At 31.0% G+C, this 20,092-nt stretch carries 18 protein-coding genes; 14 read left to right on the plus strand and 4 right to left on the minus strand.

Annotation, left to right across the window (positions count from 1 at the left end; all coding sequences use genetic code 11):
- Positions 1–13 precede the first annotated feature (13 nt).
- Positions 14–796, minus strand: a complete 783-nt coding sequence (locus WHD54_RS10700) for a sulfite exporter TauE/SafE family protein (RefSeq protein WP_088323433.1) — start codon at positions 794–796, stop codon at positions 14–16.
- Positions 797–939: 143 nt separating this feature from the next.
- On the opposite strand from WHD54_RS10700, the gene WHD54_RS10705 reads away from it, so the two are divergent.
- From WHD54_RS10705 to WHD54_RS10745, 9 genes are all read left to right on the plus strand, one after another.
- Positions 940–1,359 carry a transposase-like zinc-binding domain-containing protein gene (locus tag WHD54_RS10705; RefSeq protein WP_088323432.1) on the plus strand — a complete coding sequence of 140 codons (420 nt, stop codon included), beginning with the start codon at positions 940–942 and terminating at the stop codon, positions 1,357–1,359.
- A gap of 109 nt (positions 1,360–1,468) precedes the next feature.
- A complete protein-coding gene (locus tag WHD54_RS10710) occupies positions 1,469–2,695 on the plus strand; it encodes a hypothetical protein (RefSeq protein ID WP_088323431.1) in 1,227 nt (408 codons plus the stop codon).
- 11 nt (positions 2,696–2,706) lie between these two features.
- Positions 2,707–2,964: a DUF4212 domain-containing protein gene (locus tag WHD54_RS10715; protein ID WP_088323430.1), complete on the plus strand. Its 258-nt coding sequence runs from the start codon at positions 2,707–2,709 to the stop codon at positions 2,962–2,964.
- Between the two features lie 28 nt (positions 2,965–2,992).
- Complete coding sequence (locus WHD54_RS10720) at positions 2,993–4,684, plus strand: sodium:solute symporter family protein (protein WP_088323429.1); 1,692 nt, start codon at positions 2,993–2,995, stop codon at positions 4,682–4,684.
- Positions 4,685–4,952: 268 nt separating this feature from the next.
- Positions 4,953–7,637 carry a sensor histidine kinase gene (locus tag WHD54_RS10725; protein WP_088323427.1) on the plus strand — a complete coding sequence of 895 codons (2,685 nt, stop codon included), beginning with the start codon at positions 4,953–4,955 and terminating at the stop codon, positions 7,635–7,637.
- 20 nt (positions 7,638–7,657) lie between these two features.
- Positions 7,658–8,023 (plus strand): response regulator, encoded by a 366-nt coding sequence (locus tag WHD54_RS10730; RefSeq protein ID WP_088323426.1) that lies wholly within the window; start codon positions 7,658–7,660, stop codon positions 8,021–8,023.
- Positions 8,024–8,096: 73 nt separating this feature from the next.
- Positions 8,097–8,318 (plus strand): hypothetical protein, encoded by a 222-nt coding sequence (locus tag WHD54_RS10735; protein ID WP_088323425.1) that lies wholly within the window; start codon positions 8,097–8,099, stop codon positions 8,316–8,318.
- 90 nt (positions 8,319–8,408) lie between these two features.
- The gene (gene acs / locus WHD54_RS10740) at positions 8,409–10,316 is read left to right on the plus strand and encodes an acetate--CoA ligase (protein WP_088323424.1); all 1,908 of its coding nucleotides are present in this window, start codon (positions 8,409–8,411) and stop codon (positions 10,314–10,316) included.
- Positions 10,317–10,388: 72 nt separating this feature from the next.
- A complete protein-coding gene (locus WHD54_RS10745; protein WP_233130972.1) occupies positions 10,389–11,156 on the plus strand; it encodes a DUF6503 family protein in 768 nt (255 codons plus the stop codon).
- A gap of 5 nt (positions 11,157–11,161) precedes the next feature.
- On the opposite strand, the gene WHD54_RS10750 is transcribed toward WHD54_RS10745, so the two are convergent.
- From WHD54_RS10750 to WHD54_RS10760, 3 genes are all read right to left on the minus strand, one after another.
- Positions 11,162–11,710: an NUDIX hydrolase gene (locus tag WHD54_RS10750; RefSeq protein WP_088323422.1), complete on the minus strand. Its 549-nt coding sequence runs from the start codon at positions 11,708–11,710 to the stop codon at positions 11,162–11,164.
- Positions 11,711–11,777: 67 nt separating this feature from the next.
- Positions 11,778–12,296 (minus strand): hypothetical protein, encoded by a 519-nt coding sequence (locus WHD54_RS10755; protein WP_088323421.1) that lies wholly within the window; start codon positions 12,294–12,296, stop codon positions 11,778–11,780.
- Positions 12,297–12,503: 207 nt separating this feature from the next.
- Positions 12,504–13,592, minus strand: coding sequence for a M42 family metallopeptidase (locus WHD54_RS10760; RefSeq protein ID WP_088323420.1), 1,089 nt, complete (start codon positions 13,590–13,592; stop codon positions 12,504–12,506).
- A gap of 127 nt (positions 13,593–13,719) precedes the next feature.
- On the opposite strand from WHD54_RS10760, the gene WHD54_RS10765 reads away from it, so the two are divergent.
- From WHD54_RS10765 to WHD54_RS10785, 5 genes are all read left to right on the plus strand, one after another.
- Complete coding sequence (locus tag WHD54_RS10765) at positions 13,720–14,136, plus strand: hypothetical protein (protein ID WP_143744240.1); 417 nt, start codon at positions 13,720–13,722, stop codon at positions 14,134–14,136.
- Positions 14,137–14,151: 15 nt separating this feature from the next.
- Positions 14,152–15,039 (plus strand): ABC transporter ATP-binding protein, encoded by an 888-nt coding sequence (locus tag WHD54_RS10770; RefSeq protein WP_088323418.1) that lies wholly within the window; start codon positions 14,152–14,154, stop codon positions 15,037–15,039.
- A 61-nt stretch (positions 15,040–15,100) separates the two neighbouring features.
- On the plus strand, positions 15,101–18,757 hold the full coding sequence (locus WHD54_RS10775) for an ABC transporter permease/M1 family aminopeptidase (RefSeq protein ID WP_088323417.1): 3,657 nt from the start codon (positions 15,101–15,103) through the stop codon (positions 18,755–18,757).
- Between the two features lie 14 nt (positions 18,758–18,771).
- Positions 18,772–18,963 (plus strand): hypothetical protein, encoded by a 192-nt coding sequence (locus WHD54_RS10780; protein WP_088323416.1) that lies wholly within the window; start codon positions 18,772–18,774, stop codon positions 18,961–18,963.
- A gap of 37 nt (positions 18,964–19,000) precedes the next feature.
- Complete coding sequence (locus WHD54_RS10785) at positions 19,001–20,080, plus strand: esterase-like activity of phytase family protein (RefSeq protein WP_088323415.1); 1,080 nt, start codon at positions 19,001–19,003, stop codon at positions 20,078–20,080.
- Positions 20,081–20,092 lie beyond the last annotated feature (12 nt).

The raw sequence follows: 20,092 nt of genomic DNA on the forward strand, positions 1-20,092 counted from the left end.
ACAAATTGTAAATTTAAAAAGTTAGAAAAACTTTCCACAAAATTCGAATGCTTACAAATGCAATTAAAAGTGCTGTAGCTTTTTTAAGCTGAACGGCAGAAAGTTTTTTAGCACTTAAAATTCCACCTATTTGTCCGCCAATAAAAACTGTAAAAGCTAATATTATTGTCAGTTTCCAGTTTAGGACAAAATTAGAATTTGTAAACTGTCCGAACAAGCCAGCAATAGAATTTACCAAAATGAAAAAGCTTGCCGTTGCAGCAATTTTTTTAGAAATATCCCATCTTGTAACATGCAGCAACGGAGCCAAAAATATGCCTCCTCCAATACCTACCATTCCAGATAAAAAACCTACAATGGCTCCGTATAAACTATTTTTTACCGTATCGTTTTTTTTGTTAATTGATGATGTAACTTCTGTTACCGTAGAAAACCACATGGTAAATGCAGCAAAAAGCAATGTTATACTTAGTAAGGTAAAGAAAACGTATTCATTAATTTTTAGAAATCCGCCAAGATATGCAAACGGAATACTGAGACTTACAAGTGGAATAATTTTTTTCCACTCAAGTATTTTTTGCTTTTGGTATATAAGTACGTTGCCAGATACAACAACTATGTTGCATATTAGTGCCATAGCTCTTATTTCTGTATATGCCATAGCACTGAGTGCTAAAATAGCTAAATAGCTAGAACCACCACCAAATCCCACAGAGGCATATATAATGGCAACTATTAAAAATAGTAAAATTACCCACCATTCATTTTCTAAAATTGTTAAAAATTCGAGTATCATTTATTTACATTTCACAGAGCGAACTTACAGAAATTATAAAAATAAAGCCATTTATATAGTAAATACTAGTAATTATTTCTTTTTCAGTAAAATAAATCTAAAATATTTTGCTAAATTAATATATTTATGCTAATTTTATATATATGATAGATAATCCTTGTCCAAATTGCGGTTCAGAATACTACATAAAGAGTGGTATCATCAATAAAAGACAGCGTTATAAGTGTAAAAAGTGTAGCTATTATTATACAGTTGGTAAGCTTGGTAAGAAGATTGATGATTATTACGTTAATAAGGCGTTACAGCTCTATTTAGAAGGGTTAACTTACAGGGAGATCGAGCGCATACTTGGGGTTTCTCACGTGAGTGTTATGAATTGGGTTAAAAAGTATAATATTAAAAGACCTTACAATACACATTATCATCCTGTTTATAAGATATTAAGTGCTCAAGAGTTGTCAGAATTTTTCAAAGATAGTAGTAAAGTGAAGGGAGCTGGTGTTTTAGTTACAGAGTTAGGGGATAAGTTTATGCTTATTAAATGGGAGCGTTTTAAAGATTAACTATATTAAGTTAACGTTTTAGTATATATATTTTTTTTTAAAGTTTTTTTTAGTTGAATTTAGTCGAGCACACAAAACTAATATTTCATTAATTAAACTTTAAAAATCAATGAAAAAATCAACCATTATCCTTGTAGGTTTAACTATTTTATTCCTACAAGGTTTTTACTCTCAAGGTTCTCCTGACTATAATGGCGGACTTAAATTTACTTTCGATTCTGAAGGAAAAAAATATCTGCGAATTATTTCTTGGGCTCAATTTCAAGCAAATTTTAATAACGAACCTGTTTTAAATTCTAGTGAAACAAGTTTCAATTTAAGAAGAGCCAGAGTTTTGATGTTCTCTCAGATTTCAAGTAAATTTTTAATTCTTACTCATTTTGGACTTAATAGCCTTCATAACGAAAGTATGCATCCTTTAGGTAAAGGAGATGGTGCTCAGCTATTTATGCATGATGTTTGGGTACAATATAAAATTGCAGAAAACCATACTGTAGGTGGTGGCTTACATTATTTTAATGGAATTTCTAGATTAAATAATCAAAGCACACTTAATATGATGACATTAGACAATAATAGACAATCTTGGTCTACTATTGGGTTATCTGATCAATTTGCTAGGCATATGGGAATTTTTGCGAAAGGAAAATTTGGTAAACTTCAATATAGAATAGCGGTAAATGATGCTATTGTAAATGGATTAGATGCCAGGTTGCCTGTTGCGGGGTCTGGAAATGCAGTTTACGGAGGGGCAAATTTATTAGGAACAAAAAAAGCAGGTAAAACATTTGCAGGGTATTTTGAATATCACTTTTTAAACGAAGAGTCCAATTTTCTTCCTTACAAGGTTGGTAGCTATTTAGGTGGTAAAAAAGTATTTAATATTGGTGCAGGATTTTTTGCTCATCCCAATGGAGCGGTACTTGAAAATACTAATGGTAAGCTGGTTGGAGAAGATGTTTCAATTTTTGCATTAGATGCATTTTATGATACGCCACTCTCAGATGATGGGAGTGCAATTACCGCCTACACAACTTTTCAGTCTAACAATTATGGAAGTAATTATTTATTTAGTGCCTACGGTTCTGGTTCAATGTTTTACTCACATGTGGGTTATGTTTTTGCTGGTGATGTTTATAAAACTAGATTCCAACCTTATGTTTCTTATGGCTTAAATAATTATGACGCTGTTCAAGATCAAAGAAATATTTTGGGTGTAGGAGTTAATGCCTATATGAGTGGACATCACTCTAAATTAACCTTAGAGTATAAAAAACAATCTTTCGGTTCGTTAACTACAAATATATTATCACTTCAAGCAATGATTTATCTATAAAAACAAAAATTATGTCAAACAAAGATCAAATGAAAAAATACTGGAAAGAGAACCTCAAATATTTAGCATTTCTGTTATCTATATGGTTTATAGTTTCCTTTTTATTCGGAATACTATTAGTAGAACAATTAAATGAAATTAAACTAGGAGGGTTTAAGTTAGGCTTTTGGTTTGCACAACAGGGCTCTTTATACGTGTTTGTAGTTTTAATATTTGTATATATGAAACTGATGAACAAATTGGATAAGAAATACGGAGTAGACGAATAAAACATTAATTAATAAAAAAATATATATCATGGGAATATTAACATGGACATGGATTCTAGTAGGACTATCCTTTTCACTATACATCGGAATTGCAATTTGGGCAAGAGCAGGCTCATCTAAAGAGTTTTATGTAGCGGGTGGCGGTGTACCACCAATTATTAACGGAATGGCAACTGCTGCCGATTGGATGTCTGCAGCTTCCTTTATTTCGCTAGCCGGAATAGTATCTTTTGGAGGTTATGATGGCTCAGTTTATTTAATGGGCTGGACAGGTGGTTATGTGCTTTTGGCACTTTTATTGGCGCCTTATTTAAGAAAGTTTGGAAAATTTACAGTTCCAGATTTTATAGGAGATAGGTATTACTCAGATACAGCAAGAGTGGTTGCTGTAATTGCAGCACTAATAGTATCATTTACATATGTTGCAGGGCAAATGAGAGGTGTTGGAATCGTTTTCTCAAGGTATTTAGAAGTAGATATAGATACAGGCGTATACATTGGTATGGCGATTGTACTTTTTTATGCTGTACTAGGAGGAATGAAAGGGATAACCTATACACAGGTAGCACAATATTGTGTTTTAATATTTGCGTTTATGGTGCCTGCAATTTTCATATCAATTCAAATGACTGGAAATGCAATTCCACAATTAGGGTTTGGCGGAACAACTGCAGATGGTGTTTATTTATTAGATAAGTTGGATGGTTTACACAGAGAGCTTGGTTTTGCAGAATATACATCAGGAGAAAAATCTATGATAGATGTTTTTGCAATTACACTAGCACTTATGGCAGGAACAGCTGGTTTACCTCACGTTATTGTTCGTTTTTTTACAGTACCAAATGTTAGAGATGCTAGAAAGTCCGCTGGATGGGCACTGTTATTCATTGCAATTTTATACACCACTGTTCCTGCGGTTGCAGTATTTGCTAGAGTAAACTTAGTAGAAACTGTTAGTAATGAAAAATACACAGATATGCCACAATGGTTTAGTAATTGGGAAAAAACAGGTTTGTTAGAATTTGATGATAAAAATAAGGACGGTGTTATACAATACTTGGCAGATGTAGATAAAAATGAACTTGTTATTGATAGGGATATTATGGTACTAGCAAATCCTGAAATTGCACAATTACCAAATTGGGTGATTGCTCTTGTAGGAGCTGGTGGTTTGGCCGCAGCATTATCTACCGCAGCTGGTTTATTGTTAGTAATAGCGTCTTCTATTTCTCACGATTTATTTAAGAAAATTCTAAAACCAGATATTAGCGAAAAAGGAGAGTTGATTGCTGCAAGGTTAAGTGCTGCAGTAGCTGTATGTGTAGCAGGGTATTTCGGTATTAATCCACCGGGCTTTGTCGCCGCCGTGGTAGCATTAGCCTTTGGTTTAGCAGCTGCATCTTTTTTTCCAGCAATTGTTTTGGGTATTTTTGATAAAAGAATGAATAAAGAAGGAGCAATTGCCGGAATGATTGTTGGTTTGGGACTCATGTTTTACTATATGGCAAAATACAAACTAGGTTGGCTAGGAGATAAACCACCTGCAAGCGAGTGGTGGTTTGGTATATCTCCAGAAGGATTTGGAACAGTGGCAATGATGGTAAATTTTGTGATTTCTGTTGTAGTTTCTAGATTAACAGCAGCACCACCAGTTCATGTGCAAGATTTAGTAGAAAATATCAGAATTCCGTCTGGTGCAGGAGAAGCATCAGATCATTAAGGAGTAGTTAAAGTATTCTTTTAAAACAGTGTTATTTTTATAACACTGTTTTTTGTTATATTTATCGATAATAAAGTTAGAATGAAAAAAAGACACGAACAAAAACTAGTAGTACTCTCATTAGCATTATTGCTACTTTTTAACGTACCGTTTATATTGATTTTTAATTTGGATGGTAACATTTTAGGGTTCCCTGTTTTATATTTCTCAATTTTTTTAATTTGGCTTTTATCTGTTGTGATTTCATATGTAATTTTAAAAAGATATTATGAGTAATTACTCGCTTTTTTTTATCATAATTCTTTATTTATTTCTGTTGTTTTACATCGCTTTTATAGCAGAGAAAAAAGGCAAAAGTAAGTGGGTAAACAATTCTTATATTTATTCATTATCACTGGCTGTATACTGTTCTGCTTGGACGTATTACGGAAGTGTAGGTATCGCTGCAAATTCTGGTATTACTTTTTTAACAATTTATTTAGGCCCAGTTATAGCTGCGCCTTTATGGATACTTTTATTGCGTAAAATCATTAGAATATCTAAGCAACAAAAAATTTCAACTTTAGCAGATTTTATTTCATTAAGATACGGAAATAGTAGGTTTTTAGGAGCATTAGTAACCTTAATTTGCCTTATAGGAACGCTACCATATATTTCATTACAGTTAAAAGCAGTTTCAGATACCTTTGAAATTGTTACTGACGATACTAGCTATGTTTCAACGAATATTTTCGAAGACTCTACGTTTTATATAGCCGTATTACTGGCTATTTTTGCAGCATTATTCGGAACACTAAACACCGATGCTTCTAACAAACATAGAGGTATAATTGCTACCGTAGCATTTGAGTCTGTTTTAAAATTAGTTTTTTTTCTTATTATCGGAGGTTATGTTACCTTTTATTTATTTGATGGTACTCAAGATATATATAACCAAATTTCAGAAAGAGTTAATTTTAAGGGTTTGGTATCGATAACAAGCTTAGAAGCTGGTTTTAACTGGTTTTTTATGATGATGTTATCTTTTTTTGCAATTTTTTTGTTGCCAAGACAGTTTCAAGTAACAGTCTTAGAAAATAACAGAGAGAAACATCTTAAAAAGGCAATTTGGTTATTTCCATTATATCTTTTGATATTTAATTTTTTTGTAATTTTTATTGCATGGGGAGGAAGTTTATCTTTTGATAAAGAAATAAATGCAGAATATTTTGCTTTATTACTACCTTTAAAAAACGGACATATCCTTTTAACTTTATTGGTGTTTTTAGGTGGCTTGTCTGCAGTAATATCAATGGTCGTAATTTCTACATTAGCCCTTTCTACAATGGTGAGTAATAACCTCGTTATTCCGTATGGGTTTTTAGATAAATTTATTAGAAATCGTCCTGAAAGAAATTCTACATACATAAAAAGTATTAGACGAGTAGCAATTTTTTTAATTATCATTCTTGCCTACGGATTTTACTATAATTTTTCTGTAGAACTATCATTATTTTCAATAGGATTAATATCCTTTGTAATTATAGCTCAACTAGCTCCCTCTTTTTTTATTGGTCTTTTTTGGAACAGAGGATCTGCCAAAGCTGCAATTTTTGGAATAATTGTAGGTTTTTTAATTACCTCGTATACTTTAATTTTACCTTTTATACTAGAAGCTTTTACGAACTCTAAAAATTTTACTAATAACGGTTTATTTGGCCTAGAGTTTTTAAAACCAAATGCTCTTTTTGGAATTGATTTTTTTACACCTCCAGTGCATGCTTTTTTTTGGAGTATTTCTTTAAACACAATATGTTATCTAATTGTTTCCTTAATTTATAAGGGTAATTATAGAGAACGAAACTATGCCGAAATGTTTGTCGATTCAGAAAATTATACAAAGTTGCAAGACGGTGTATTGGTTTGGAAGGGAGAGGCATATGTTGCAGATATTAGAAATATTTTAGTTAAATTTCTTGGAGAAAAAAGAACCGCAAGAGCTCTCTCTATATTTTTTACAAAGTATAAATTACCCAAAGACACTCAGTTAGCAGATGCACGTTTAATAAATTTTTCAGAAAAGCTGTTAACAGGAAGTATTGGAAGCTCATCTGCAAAAATTTTAATAGCAAGTGTTATTAAAGAAGAGGAAATAAGTTTAGTGGAAGTGCTTAAAATATTAGAGGAATCTAAAGAAGCTAACACTATAAATAAATTGTTAACAGAAAAATCTAATGAATTATCTAGTTTGGCAAGTCAGCTAAAAGAGGCGAATGAAAACTTAATTGCGCAAGATCATCAAAAAAATGAATTCTTAGATACAGTTGCTCATGAATTAAAAACTCCTATAACCGGTATTAGAGCTGCTACAGAATTAATTATTGATGATAAAAAAATGCCAGTAAAGATGAGAACTCAATTTTTGCAAAATATTTTGCAAGATTCTGATAGGTTGTCTCGTTTAATTTTTAACATTTTAGATTTTGAAAAACTTTCTTCAGAAAGAGATTATTTACAGCTCGAATATTTAAATATTAAAGATACCATTTTAAAGGCGTTAAACAGTATTTCTCAAATAGCCAACAAAAAGAACGTACAACTTTTTTTCGATGATAAAGAAGACTTTTACTTAACTTATGATGAAGACAGAATACTACAAGTATTAACAAACTTATTATCTAACGCCATAAAGTTTTGTATGCCTATAGAAGGGAAAGTTGATATTAATTGTCGCTTAATAGCGGGGTTTTTAGAGGTAAGTGTTACAGATAATGGGAAAAAGATTCCTGAAGAAGATTTAGAATTTATTTTTGATAAGTTTTACCAATCGAAAAATCAAAATACTATTAAGCCTCAAGGAAGCGGCCTAGGATTGGCAATTTCAAAAAAAATTATTGAGAGACATAAAGGAAAAATATGGGCCATAAACAATAAAAAAAATGGTGTAACCCTTGTTTTTAAAATTCCTTATTAGTAAATTGTAACGCGTAACAAATGAAAAGAAAAATATTAATAGTTGACGACGAGCCTAACATTGTTATGACTTTAGAATATGCCTTTAAAAAGCAAAATTTTGAGGTGTTTATTGCAAGAGATGGTAGCGAGGCTTTAGAAATTTTAGAGAACAATATGTTAGATGTTGTTTTGTTAGATGTAATGATGCCTAAAGTAGATGGTTACCAAACTATTAAGTTTATTAAAAGTAAAAATCGGTTAGAGAATACTAAAGTAGTTTTTTTAACCGCAAAAAATAAAGCTTCAGACATAGAAAAAGGTATTAAACTTGGAGCTGACAAATATTTGATAAAGCCTTTTTCTGTAAAAAAAATAGTGCAAGAAATAAAAGAATTATTAACATAGTAAGTCCTTTAGACTTTATTTAAATATTGGTTTTGTGTGCAAACAAGTTAATGTTTAATTAAAATTTAAAGACATGAAATTTCAACTTAATGGTACAGTTTCAGATGTTTTAATTACCATCTATATTATTGTATCTCTTTTTTATCGCATTCAATTTGAAAAAGCAATCAATGCAACTCCAATACAATCTGTAGCTATTGGTATCTCCTTATTACTAATAGTTTGGTCACTCATAAAAATGAAGGTGTTAAACCCTCATTGGTTTGGTCTATTTAGTTCTAAAAAGAAGAAATAAAAACTTCGTATAACCACATTATACTTAACATAAAATTTAAAACTTATCTATAATTAGGGAGCACCTTACATTATATAAAAATAAAAAATCATGAGTAATTATCACATCAAACATTTAGAAGAATACTATCAGGTTTACAGAAAATCTGTAAGAGAGCCAGAGAATTTTTGGGAAGAAGTTGCCGAAGAACATTTTCTATGGAGAAAAAAATGGGATTCTGTTTTAGAATGGGATTTTAAAAAACCATCAGTTAATTGGTTTAAAGGAGCAAAATTAAACATTACAGAAAACTGTATAGACCGTCATTTAACAACTCGAGGCAATAAAACGGCTATTTTATTTGAACCTAATAATCCAGACGAGCCTTCTGAACATATTACTTATTCCGAACTTTATAAGCGTGTAAATAAGTTTGCGAATGTTTTAAAAGAAAACGGAATTAAAAAGGGAGATAGAGTTTGTATTTACGTACCTATGATTCCTGAATTAGCCATAGCAACTTTAGCTTGTGCTCGAATTGGAGCCATACATTCTGTGGTTTTTGCAGGGTTTTCTGCCACAGCATTAGCAACCAGAATTAACGATTCAGATTGTAAAATGGTTATTACTTCCGATGGTTCTTTTAGAGGTTCGAAAGCAATAGATTTAAAAGGAATTGTAGATGAAGCATTAGATAGTTGTCCTAATGTAACCACCGTACTCGTAGCAAAAAGAACAGGTGCCGAGGTGTTTATGAAAGAAGGTAGAGATGTGTGGTTACAACCACTTTTAGATAATGCATCAAACGAATGCCCAGCAGAAATAATGGATGCAGAAGATCCGTTGTTTATTTTGTATACATCTGGCTCAACTGGCAAACCAAAAGGAATGGTTCACACCACTGGTGGCTACATGGTCTATACCGCTTATACATTTAAAAATGCGTTTCAATATACCGAGAATGATGTATATTGGTGTACGGCAGATATTGGTTGGATAACAGGACATTCTTACATTGTTTACGGACCATTAGCAAACGGCGCAACTACAGTTTTATTCGAAGGAGTTCCTAGTTATCCAGATTTTGGACGTTTTTGGCAAATTGTAGAAAAGCACAAAATCAATCAATTTTATACAGCGCCAACTGCCATTAGAGCATTAGCAAAACAAGGAACAGAGTTGGTAGACAAATATGATTTGTCTTCTTTAAAAGTATTAGGTTCTGTTGGAGAGCCCATAAATGAAGAAGCGTGGCATTGGTATAATGATACTATTGGTAAAAATAAAAGTCCGATTATAGATACTTGGTGGCAAACAGAAACTGGCGGAATGATGATTACGCCGATTCCTTTTGTAACTCCCACAAAGCCTACTTACGCTACTTTGCCGTTTATTGGCGTACAGCCTTGTTTGATGGATGAAGAAGGTAACGAGTTAAAAGGAAATCAGGTAAGTGGTAGATTGTGTATTAAATTTCCATGGCCAAGTATGGCAAGAACCATTTGGGGAAATCATCAGCGTTATAAGGAAACTTATTTTTCTGCTTATGAAAATAAATATTTTACTGGAGATGGCGCGCTTCGAGATGAAGTGGGTTATTACAGAATAACGGGTAGAGTAGATGATGTAATTATTGTATCTGGTCATAACTTAGGTACGGCACCAATTGAAGATGCTATAAATGAACATCCAGCAGTTTCAGAAAGTGCTATTGTTGGTTTTCCGCATGATATAAAAGGAAGTGCATTGTACGGTTATATTACCTTAAAAGGGGTAGGAGAAAGTAGAAATCACGATAATTTGAAGAAAGAAATTAATCAATTAATTTCAGACAGAATAGGCCCGATAGCGAAGCTAGATAAAATTCAGTTTTCAGAAGGCTTACCAAAAACACGTTCTGGTAAAATTATGAGAAGAATTCTACGAAAAATTGCCTCTAATGAGATTGATAATTTGGGTGATGTTTCTACATTATTAAATCCCGAATGTGTGCAAAAAATTATAGATAATAGATTGTAGTTTTAGTAATTTTAGGTAACAAGTTTGTTAGTTTTGTAGTAAGTTGCCGACTTAAAACTCAAATTATTTTAAATGATGAAAAAAACACTAGTTATAATTTGTGTAATTTTTTTAGCTTCTTGTAAGAAAGAAGTAAAATCTACCCATACTTCTAAGAGCAGTATAACTGAAGAAAAAGTAGCATATCCATCAGAAATTTCCAGAATTTTCGATGCTCATGGTCGTTTATCATCATGGAAAAAATTACACACTTTATCCTTTAATAAAGGTGAAGAGGTACATACGGTAGATTTAAAATCGCGAAAGACAGTAATAAATACCCCTAAATATTCCTTAGGTTTTAATGGAAAAGATGTTTGGTTGCATGAGACAGAAAATAATTCTTTTAAAAGCAATAAAGATTTTTACTATAACTTGTATTTTTACTTTTATGCAATGCCATTTGTGTTAGCAGATGATGGTATTACCTATGAAAAAGTAGATGATTTAGTTTTTGAGGGCAACCATTATCCTGGGTTTAAAATTTCGTATGCCTTAAATGTTGGTACATCGCCAGATGATAATTATATTGTATATTATAATCCAAAGACACACCAAATGGAATGGTTGGCATACACTGTAACTTTTAACTCTAAAAAGAAAAGTGATGATTATCATTTAATAAAGTATGATGTTTGGGAAAATGTAGACGGTATACTGTTACCTAAAGAGATTGTTTGGTTTACTACAAATGCCAAAGGAAATCCTATAAAACCCTCAAAAAAACCTGTAAAGTTTTCTTTACCACTAATTAGCACAGAAAAATTAGATGCAGCTTTTTTTGAAAAGCCGGTAAAGTAAATAAATTATAGTTTGTTTAAGTGCTTAATAATCTTATCATAAACAGAAACATAATAATCATGAAACCTCGGAAGCAGAACGTTTTCGAGGTTTTTTGTTTCTTTTAAAACGTTTAAATCAAATAACTGCAAACCAGCAACTTCTTCAGGTTGCATTACTAATTTATTTATAGGTACCTTTAATTCGGCAATAAAAATATGATGGTGTTCATTGTCTATGATTCCGTTTTTATGAGAAACCTGGTGAATTCTAGTGCCAATTTTAATCAGTTCTTCTTCTTCTAACTTAAGTCCAATTTCTTCAAATATTTCTCTTTTTGCTGCATTAAATTGGTTTTCTCCAGCTAAAATGTGTCCAGCAACAGAGATATCCCAAATTCCGGGAAAAACTTTTTTGGTGATAGCTCTTTGTTGAAGAAGAATTTTTTCATCAGAAGTAAAAAGCCAAATATGAACTGTAGCGTGAAACCAACCGTGTTTATGCGCTTCAGATTTCAGAGCTGTTTTACCTGTTGGCTTTCCTTCAGCAGTTAAAATATCTATGAGTTCATCCATAAAAAAGAATATTTGTTTTTTTAACAAATTGTATATCAAACTTTTAAAGTGTGAATTTAATTTAGTATCAAAACTTGGTTTTTGGGTTATTAATATTTGTCATACTAAACTGATCCTTTTTTGAAAAATAGTCTGTGATTCTTTTTAGCTTGTTTTTTTCTTTCTCGTTTCTAATAAGTATTTCTAATTGATATTTTTTACCATTCTTAGAAGTAATTTTTAGGTAATTTTTATTGCCGTAAATAGAATGAGTTTTCCAGCTACCATAATCTGAATATTTTAAATAGATATGATCTAATTCATCAACAGTAATAGTTACAGTTTCCTTTGAAGATATAGTAATCTGTTTTTCGTTAATTTTTAACATGCCAATAACCTTAGGCTTTATAAATGATACCTCAAAAAGAAAATAAGCACTCAATAAAATTACTATAAGACTAATTATTTTAAGAGTTAGTATTTGGTTTTCTGATGGAATAAACAATAAATAAAAACAAGAGGCAATATAAAACAATCCAAAAGGAATTGAGTACTTGCTTTTGTAGGATTTGGTGTTAACTATATCTGTTTTAAAATCCGTTATCATATTTAATCAAATCTAAAAAAGTTATTGTAAAAGTTTACAGTAATAGATTATTTTTAAAAGGAAGACCTTATTTTCTTTTGTTTAAGTAAAACCCTTCAGGTTTTTAAAAATCTGAAGGGTTCGAAATTTAACTATTATTTATCTCTTCGTTTAAGTTTTATTACAACCAAAAAAATAAGATGTTTTTAAGACTAACTTCGCAATAGCTTATTCAAAATAAGAAAATGAGTCTCCGTTTTTAATTTGTAGCAAAGTTTCATAAATCATTTTTATTACATTTTCTACATCTTCTCTATGAACCATTTCTACAGTTGTGTGCATGTAGCGTAGTGGTAAAGAAATTAATGCAGAAGCTACGCCACCATTACTGTAAGCAAAGGCATCTGTATCTGTACCAGTGGCTCTTGATAATGCCGATCTTTGAAAAGGAATGTTTTTAGCTTCGGCAGTTTCTGTAATTAAATCACGTAATTTTTGTTGAACAGCTGGTGCATAAGCTATAACTGGTCCTTTACCCATTTCTAAATGCCCAGCAGATTTTTTATCAATCATTGGTGTTGTAGTATCGTGAGTTACATCGGTAACTATGGCAACATTTGGTTTTATGGTTTGCGTTATCATTTCTGCACCTCTTAAACCAATTTCTTCTTGTACAGAGTTTGTAATATATAGCCCAAAAGGAATTTCCTTTTTATTCTCTTTTAACAATCTGGCAACTTCTGCAATCATAAAACCTCCCATTCTATTATCTAAAGCTCTACAAACAAACTTGTTGCCGTTTAAAACATGAAACTCATCTGGGTAAGTAATAACACAACCAACATGTACTCCCAGATTTTCTACTTCTTCTTTAGTAGCACAACCGGTGTCTATAAAAATATTATCTGGCTTTGGCGGTTCTTCTTTAGACTTGTCTCTTGTATGAATTGCTGGCCATCCAAAAACGCCCTTAACAATTCCTTTTTTAGTGTGTATATTCACTACTTTACTTGGTGCAATTTGATGGTCGGAACCACCATTTCTAATCACATAAATAAGTCCATTATCTGAAATGTAATTTACATACCAAGATATTTCATCTGCATGCCCTTCTATTACAACTTTATATTTTGCATCTGGGTTTATAACACCAACAGCTGTACCATAAGTATCTGTTATAAAGGTGTCTACATATGGTTTTAGGTAGTCCATCCAAATTTTTTGACCTTCCCATTCGTAACCAGTAGGAGCCGCATTATTTAAGTATTTTGCTAAAAAATCTAACGATTTGTTATTTAAGATTGATTTTCCTGTCATTATTTATATATTTATAAAAATTATATTTTTATTGATTTCTGTAAAAATAAAACGAATTTTTAGGAATTTAACTAAAATAATCATAAAAATAACTTCTTTAGAAGTTTGTAACTTTAAAAAGAAAAAGTTGAAAAACAATAGGCTATTTATAACGACAGTATTTATTTTTTTTGTTTTTATTGGCTGCAATGAAAAAGAAACAATTGTAGCTAATAATTTTCCAACGTTCAAAATTGGTCAAGAAGGGATGGAAGAAGTTTTTAAAGAAAAATTCGATTACGAAAAATTATCAATCGGATTTTCTACTAAAAAAGGAATGATTGGCAATGCAGAGAAAAGGGTTCGTTTAACATTTAAAAAGCAAGATATTTTTTCTGTATCAGATAGCCTTTTAATTGTTTATTCTGAGTTTATAAAAAACCACGTACATGAGCAGTTATTAAACAAGAGCAATTATGATGTTTTAATAATAAGATTTGAGCAAAGTACTGTTTTTGGTAATCTTACAAAATCATCATCCATTCAAATAAAAGAAACATTATAATAATAAACAATATAGATGAAATTAGTGATTAAAAATTTAACAAAAACCTATAAAAACGGTGTTAAGGCTATTGATAATTTGAGTATTGAAATAGGAACAGGAATGTTTGGGTTGTTGGGGCCAAATGGCGCAGGAAAATCGTCTTTAATGAGAACCATTGCTACATTACAAGAGCCAGATTCGGGAGAAATTTCTTTCGGAGACATAGATGTATTAAATGACAATATGTCTTTACGAAAAGTACTAGGTTATTTACCACAATCATTTGGTGTTTACCCTAAAATGTCTGCACAAGAGTTATTGGTCTATTTTGCTACTTTAAAAGGTGTTAGCTCAAAAAAAGAACAAGAGGCTATTGTAAGAGAAGTGTTAGAAATTACTAATTTATATGATGTTAGGCATAAAAATGTAGCCGGTTATTCGGGAGGTATGAAACAACGATTTGGGATTGCGCAGTTGTTATTAAATAATCCTAAATTAATTATTGTAGATGAGCCAACAGCTGGTTTAGACCCAGCAGAAAGGCATCGTTTTTTAAATGTCTTAAGAGAGGTTGGTGCCAATTGTACTGTTATATTTTCGACACATATTGTAGAAGATGTTAAGGAACTATGTAATGATATGGCTATTTTAAATGGAGGTAAAATTTTAAAACATACAACACCTTTAGAAGCAGCAAAAGAATTAGAGGGTACTATTTGGTCTAAAAAAATAGACAAAGAAATGTTAGACAAACATTTGCAAGATTATACTGTTTTGTCTAGAAGTTTTAATCAAGATAATACGCTAAATATTCGAGTATATGCCACAGAGAAACCTTCGGATGACTTTATTGGTGTTGCACCTCAATTAGACGATGTTTACTTTATTGCCCTAAGAAAAGATGATCCTGTGCTAGCCTAATTCTTTTCTTTTAAAAGAGTTATGCTATCACGAACATTTAACAACACAAAACAGACAATTAATGTTTTTAACAATATTTAAACAAGAGTTAAAATATTGGTTTTACAAACCAGCATTTTACATTTATACAGCTATATTTTTATTATTAGCATTTTTTTTAGCAGCCACTTCTGCAGGTATTTGGGACGGAATTACAGGAACAACTGGCTCATCAAGAATTGTAAATTCTCCCACAGGTGTTTCTGGATTGTTTGGCGCACTTACTATTTTTATTTTCTTCTTATTTCCTTCTATCATTGGTGTTTCAATTTACAGAGATTTTAAAAGTGAAATGCATACAATTTTATTTTCATACCCTTTTACAAAAGCAAATTACCTTTTTGCGAAGTTTTTTAGTGCAATTTTTGTGGTAACAATTATAGTTCTTGCTATTGCTTTGGGAATGATTATTGGCTTTCGATTTCCTGGCACTAACGCCGAAATTGTAGGAGATTTTAATGGCCTCACTTATTTACAAACCTATTTATTTTTTATTTTACCTAACGTATTGTTTTTTGGAGCAGTAGTGTTTGCTATTGTTACTTTTTCGAGAAACATTGCTGCAGGCTTTATAACTGTTATTATACTAATGTTTGCACAAGGAGTTGTAAGCAGTGTTTTTTCTGATCCGGAACAAGCAGTAATTTTAGCATATTTAGATCCTTTTGGAGATGCAGCAGTATCTTATTACACAAAATATTGGACAGTTTCAGAACAAAACGAGTTGCAAATTCCAATAAAAGAACTGATAATTTACAACAGATTATTGTGGTTGCTAATTTCTTCTGTAATATTCGGATTTGTTTACAAATATTTTAAATTTAGTCAGAATGCTATTTCAATATCTTTTAGAAAATCAAAAGGAGCAAGGGTTACCAAAAGTAACTTTAATGGCATTACTAAAATAGACTTGCCAAAAGTAACTCATAATTATACTTTTAAAAGTCAATTAAAGGCAATGTGGCACCTTTCTAAAGTAGATTTTAAGTTTATTTTTAAAAGTATGCCTTTTATTTCAATTTTGGTAGTAGGTATTTTACTATTGATAGGTTCTTTGTTTACAGTGGGTGAAATTTTTGGTACAAAAACACTACCAGTTACTTGGCAAATGCTTGCTGGTGGAAACGTTTTTAGTTCATTAATAATAAATCTATGTACTTTTTTATATGCAGGTGTTTTGGTGCAAAGAGCCTCTACAGCCAAAATGAGCCATTTAATAGATAGTGCACCAATACCAAATTGGGTATTGCTTTTTTCGAAGCTAATTGCGCTTGTTAAAATGCAGTTTGTATTATTGGCTGTTATTTTTGTTTCTGGTATTTTATATCAAACGTATAATGGTTACTATAACTTCGAAATTTGGCATTACTTACAAGAACTATATTTGTTAGATTTTTTAAATTATTTAGTTTGGGCCTTTTTAGCAATTTTTATTCAAACGTTGGTTAAAAATCAATATTTAGGACTGTTTATTTTATTAATAATCGCTGTGGGTACGCCTTTTCTCTCATTAATTGGTATCGAACAGTTTATTTTTAAGTACAATGCCGGACCTGGTTTTAGTTATTCGGATATGAACGGTTATGGAGCCGCTTTACAGCCCTATTTATTATATAAAACATATTGGATATTAGCTGGTATTTTATTGTTAATAGCAAGTGTTTTATTTTGGAAACGAGGGGTTTCGAGTTCTTTTGCAGAAAGAATTTATACCGCCAAAATACGTTTTACTAATTTTTATAAAGTAAGTTTTCTTATAGTTTTTATTGCTTTTGTTTCTTTAGGATTTACCATTTACGGAGAAACAAAGTCCAAAAGTAAAAATAGTGCTGCCAAACAAGCAGAACTAGATGCTGTAAAATGGGAAAAAACTTATAAAAAGTTTGAAACCTACCAACAACCAAGAGTAGTTGCAGTAAGTGCAAATATGGATATTTACCCTAAAACGAGAACCTTTAAAGCAAGTGCTGTTTTTACATTAATCAATAAAACCAATGTACCAATCGATAGTGTTTTCTTAAATCATAATTCTTTAGAAAGTACCTTTAAGTTTAACAAACCAAATACATTGGTATTAGAGGATACTGTTTTTCATTTTGATATTTATCATTTTAAAAATAAAATTCAACCAGGTGATACTGTAACGTTACATGTTTCTGTAAAAAACAAAAAAAGTAAAACTTTTGTTACTGGTTCTGTTATTAATGAGAATGGAACATTTATTAACAATTTTACAATTTTTCCTAGTCTAGGGTATTCTTCTGCCGGAGAATTAAGAGATAATCAGACAAGAAAAAAGTATGATTTACCAGAAAACAATTTAAAACCTTTACCCACAGATTCTTTGGCATTAGGAAATACCTATATTTCTAGAGATTCCGATTGGATAGATTTTGAAGCAACTGTTTCTACATCAAAAGATCAAATAGCCATTGCGCCAGGATATCTACAAAAAGAATGGATAGAAGGAGATAGGAAGTATTTTCATTATAAAATGGATAGTAAAATATTAAATTTTTATGCTTTTAATTCTGCGAAATATCAAGTAAAAAAAGATACTTGGAAAGGTGTAGCCTTAGAAATTTATTACCACAAGCCTCATGTTTTTAATTTAGAACGAATGTTTAAAGGTATCAAAGCATCGTTGGCATATAATTCAGAAAATTTTAGTCCTTATCAACATAAACAAGTAAGAATTATAGAATTTCCAAGAACAAAAGGTACTTTTGCACAATCGTTCCCTAATACTATTCCGTTCTCTGAAGGTCTTGGTTTTATTGCAGATGTAGATGAAGATGATGATAGTGGTGTAGACTATCCTTTTGCAATTACAGTGCATGAACTGGCTCATCAGTGGTGGGCGCATCAGGTAATTGGTGCAGATGTTTTAGGAGCCACAATGCTATCTGAAAGTATTTCTGAGTATGTTGCGCTAAAAGTTTTAGAAAAAGAGCATGGTAAAGAAAAAATGCGAACATTTTTAAAAGATGCGTTAGATAATTATTTAATGCAAAGAACTTTCGAAACTAAACGAGAGAAGCCTTTAATGTATAACGATGGTCAAGGATACATTCACTATCAAAAAGGCTCTTTAGTGTTTTATGCTTTAAGCGATTATATTGGAGAAAAAGAGGTAAATAGCGCGCTTAAAAAGTTTGTAAAGAAAGTGAAATTTCAAGAGCCACCATATACTACCTCTGTAGAAATGTTATCTTACTTAAAAGAAGCTACTCCAGATTCTTTACAATATGCTTTAAAGGACATGTTTGAAACCATTACTTTGTATAAAAATAGCGTTACTAAAGCTACTTCTAAAGCATTAGAAAACGGAAAATATCAAGTAGATATAGAGTTTGAAGTTTCTAAATATAGAAATGACGAAAAAGGCAAAAAATATTATGGTGAAAAAGTGGGCGACACTTTGCGCTCGAAAAAAAATGAATTATCTAAAGAAGTTTTATCTGTTCCGCTAGCAGATTACATAGATATAGGTATTTTTACGACCGAGGATGTTGCAGGTAAAAAAAGGGAAAAAATACTTTATTTAAAGAAACATAAGATTACACAAATTCATAATAAATTAACAATTATTGTAAACGAAAAACCTCTAGAGGTAGGTGTAGATCCTTACAATAAGTTAATAGATACAAAATCTGACGATAATAGGAGAAAACTCTAAAAAGCTAAGCGCTCATGAAAACTGTAAAATCAAAAACAATAATTAAAATTGGTATTTTAGAATTGTTAACCGTGCTGACAATGATTTTTATTGCCGGTATTATTATCTCGAGTACTATTAGTTTGCGATTTGTAATAGCCGGATTACTTATTTTTGGTGCTGGAAATATTCTTTTAAGAAAAAGAGTAAAAGTGATAGGGAAGTAATAAAAACAACAGCAAATTAACAAGACCACGAAAAAATATGAAAAGATACGTTTATTGTCTTTTTTTTATACTAGTTTTTACAGCTTGTAAAACTAAAAACGACCTTGCTTTAAATTTTGTAAGCGAATTTATTTTGCAAGACAGTATTCAATTTAACAATACTACTATCGGTGGTCTTTCTGCCGTAGATAAATTGAACGACACTTATTTTTTTGTTGTTGATGATGCAAAAAAACCACGTTTTTTAAAAGCTACAATTTCAATTGAAAAAGATACCATTTCAAGTGTTAATTTTTTAGAAGTAACTTCATTAAAAGACAGTTTACATTCTTTTTACACACAAAATGCACTCGATTTAGAAACTATTTTTATTGATGAAACCAAGCAAGAGATTTATTTTTCTAGCGAAGGAAATATACAACAAGGTAAAAACCCCACAATTTTTAAGTCGGATTTAAAAGGAAATTTTATTTCGGATTTTCAGTTACCAAAAGGCTTTACTAAAACAGGCAATATCATGCATAATGCTGCTTTTGAAGGGGCTGCAGAAAGTACCGACAAAAAAGGGTTTTGGGCAATTATGGAAGCTCCATTAAAAGCAGATGGAGAGGCACCAACTTTTGTAAAAAAAGCTGCACCGGTTAGAGTTACTTATTTTGATAAAAACCTTAAAAAAGCTACCAAGCAGTTTGTATATGAATTAGAACACATTACAAAACCAGCAAAAGGAGCGGTAAATTTAAACGGAGCAACAGCAATTTTACAATATAACAGCAATACCTTTTTTATTGTAGAGAGAACTTACCAAAGCGGTTATGGTTCTTATGGTAATATAGTTCGAATATTTGAAGCAATTATTACAGAAAAATCTACTAATGTGATAGTTGTAGATAGTTTAAAAAGTAAAAATTACATTCCACTAAAAAAACGTTTACTATTAAATTTTGATACAGAAAAAGAAAAATTATCACATCAATTTATAGACAATATAGAAGGAATTACTTTGGGGCCTGTTTTAGAAAACGGCAATCCATCACTTTTGTTGGTGTCCGATGATAATTTTCAATTATATGGCAAGCAACTAAATCAATTTATTTTGTTAGAAATTTTAAGATAAAGTGTACATTTA

The organism is Polaribacter tangerinus (genome assembly GCF_038024095.1).
GTDB lineage: Bacteria > Bacteroidota > Bacteroidia > Flavobacteriales > Flavobacteriaceae > Polaribacter > Polaribacter tangerinus.

Excerpts from the sequence above, each read along its gene's own strand:
- WHD54_RS10745 (WP_233130972.1), top strand. The coding sequence starts at position 10,389 with ATGATGAAAAAAACACTAGTTATAATTTGTGTAATTTTTTTAGCTTCT.
- WHD54_RS10730 (WP_088323426.1), top strand. The coding sequence starts at position 7,658 with ATGAAAAGAAAAATATTAATAGTTGACGACGAGCCTAACATTGTTATG.
- WHD54_RS10705 (WP_088323432.1), top strand. The coding sequence starts at position 940 with ATGATAGATAATCCTTGTCCAAATTGCGGTTCAGAATACTACATAAAG.
- WHD54_RS10700 (WP_088323433.1), bottom strand. The coding sequence starts at position 796 with ATGATACTCGAATTTTTAACAATTTTAGAAAATGAATGGTGGGTAATT.
- WHD54_RS10710 (WP_088323431.1), top strand. The coding sequence starts at position 1,469 with ATGAAAAAATCAACCATTATCCTTGTAGGTTTAACTATTTTATTCCTA.
- WHD54_RS10725 (WP_088323427.1), top strand. The coding sequence starts at position 4,953 with ATGAGTAATTACTCGCTTTTTTTTATCATAATTCTTTATTTATTTCTG.
- WHD54_RS10785 (WP_088323415.1), top strand. The coding sequence starts at position 19,001 with ATGAAAAGATACGTTTATTGTCTTTTTTTTATACTAGTTTTTACAGCT.
- WHD54_RS10720 (WP_088323429.1), top strand. The coding sequence starts at position 2,993 with ATGGGAATATTAACATGGACATGGATTCTAGTAGGACTATCCTTTTCA.
- WHD54_RS10750 (WP_088323422.1), bottom strand. The coding sequence starts at position 11,710 with ATGGATGAACTCATAGATATTTTAACTGCTGAAGGAAAGCCAACAGGT.
- acs (WP_088323424.1), top strand. The coding sequence starts at position 8,409 with ATGAGTAATTATCACATCAAACATTTAGAAGAATACTATCAGGTTTAC.
- WHD54_RS10780 (WP_088323416.1), top strand. The coding sequence starts at position 18,772 with ATGAAAACTGTAAAATCAAAAACAATAATTAAAATTGGTATTTTAGAA.
- WHD54_RS10760 (WP_088323420.1), bottom strand. The coding sequence starts at position 13,592 with ATGACAGGAAAATCAATCTTAAATAACAAATCGTTAGATTTTTTAGCA.
- WHD54_RS10715 (WP_088323430.1), top strand. The coding sequence starts at position 2,707 with ATGTCAAACAAAGATCAAATGAAAAAATACTGGAAAGAGAACCTCAAA.
- WHD54_RS10770 (WP_088323418.1), top strand. The coding sequence starts at position 14,152 with ATGAAATTAGTGATTAAAAATTTAACAAAAACCTATAAAAACGGTGTT.
- WHD54_RS10755 (WP_088323421.1), bottom strand. The coding sequence starts at position 12,296 with ATGATAACGGATTTTAAAACAGATATAGTTAACACCAAATCCTACAAA.
- WHD54_RS10775 (WP_088323417.1), top strand. The coding sequence starts at position 15,101 with ATGTTTTTAACAATATTTAAACAAGAGTTAAAATATTGGTTTTACAAA.
- WHD54_RS10735 (WP_088323425.1), top strand. The coding sequence starts at position 8,097 with ATGAAATTTCAACTTAATGGTACAGTTTCAGATGTTTTAATTACCATC.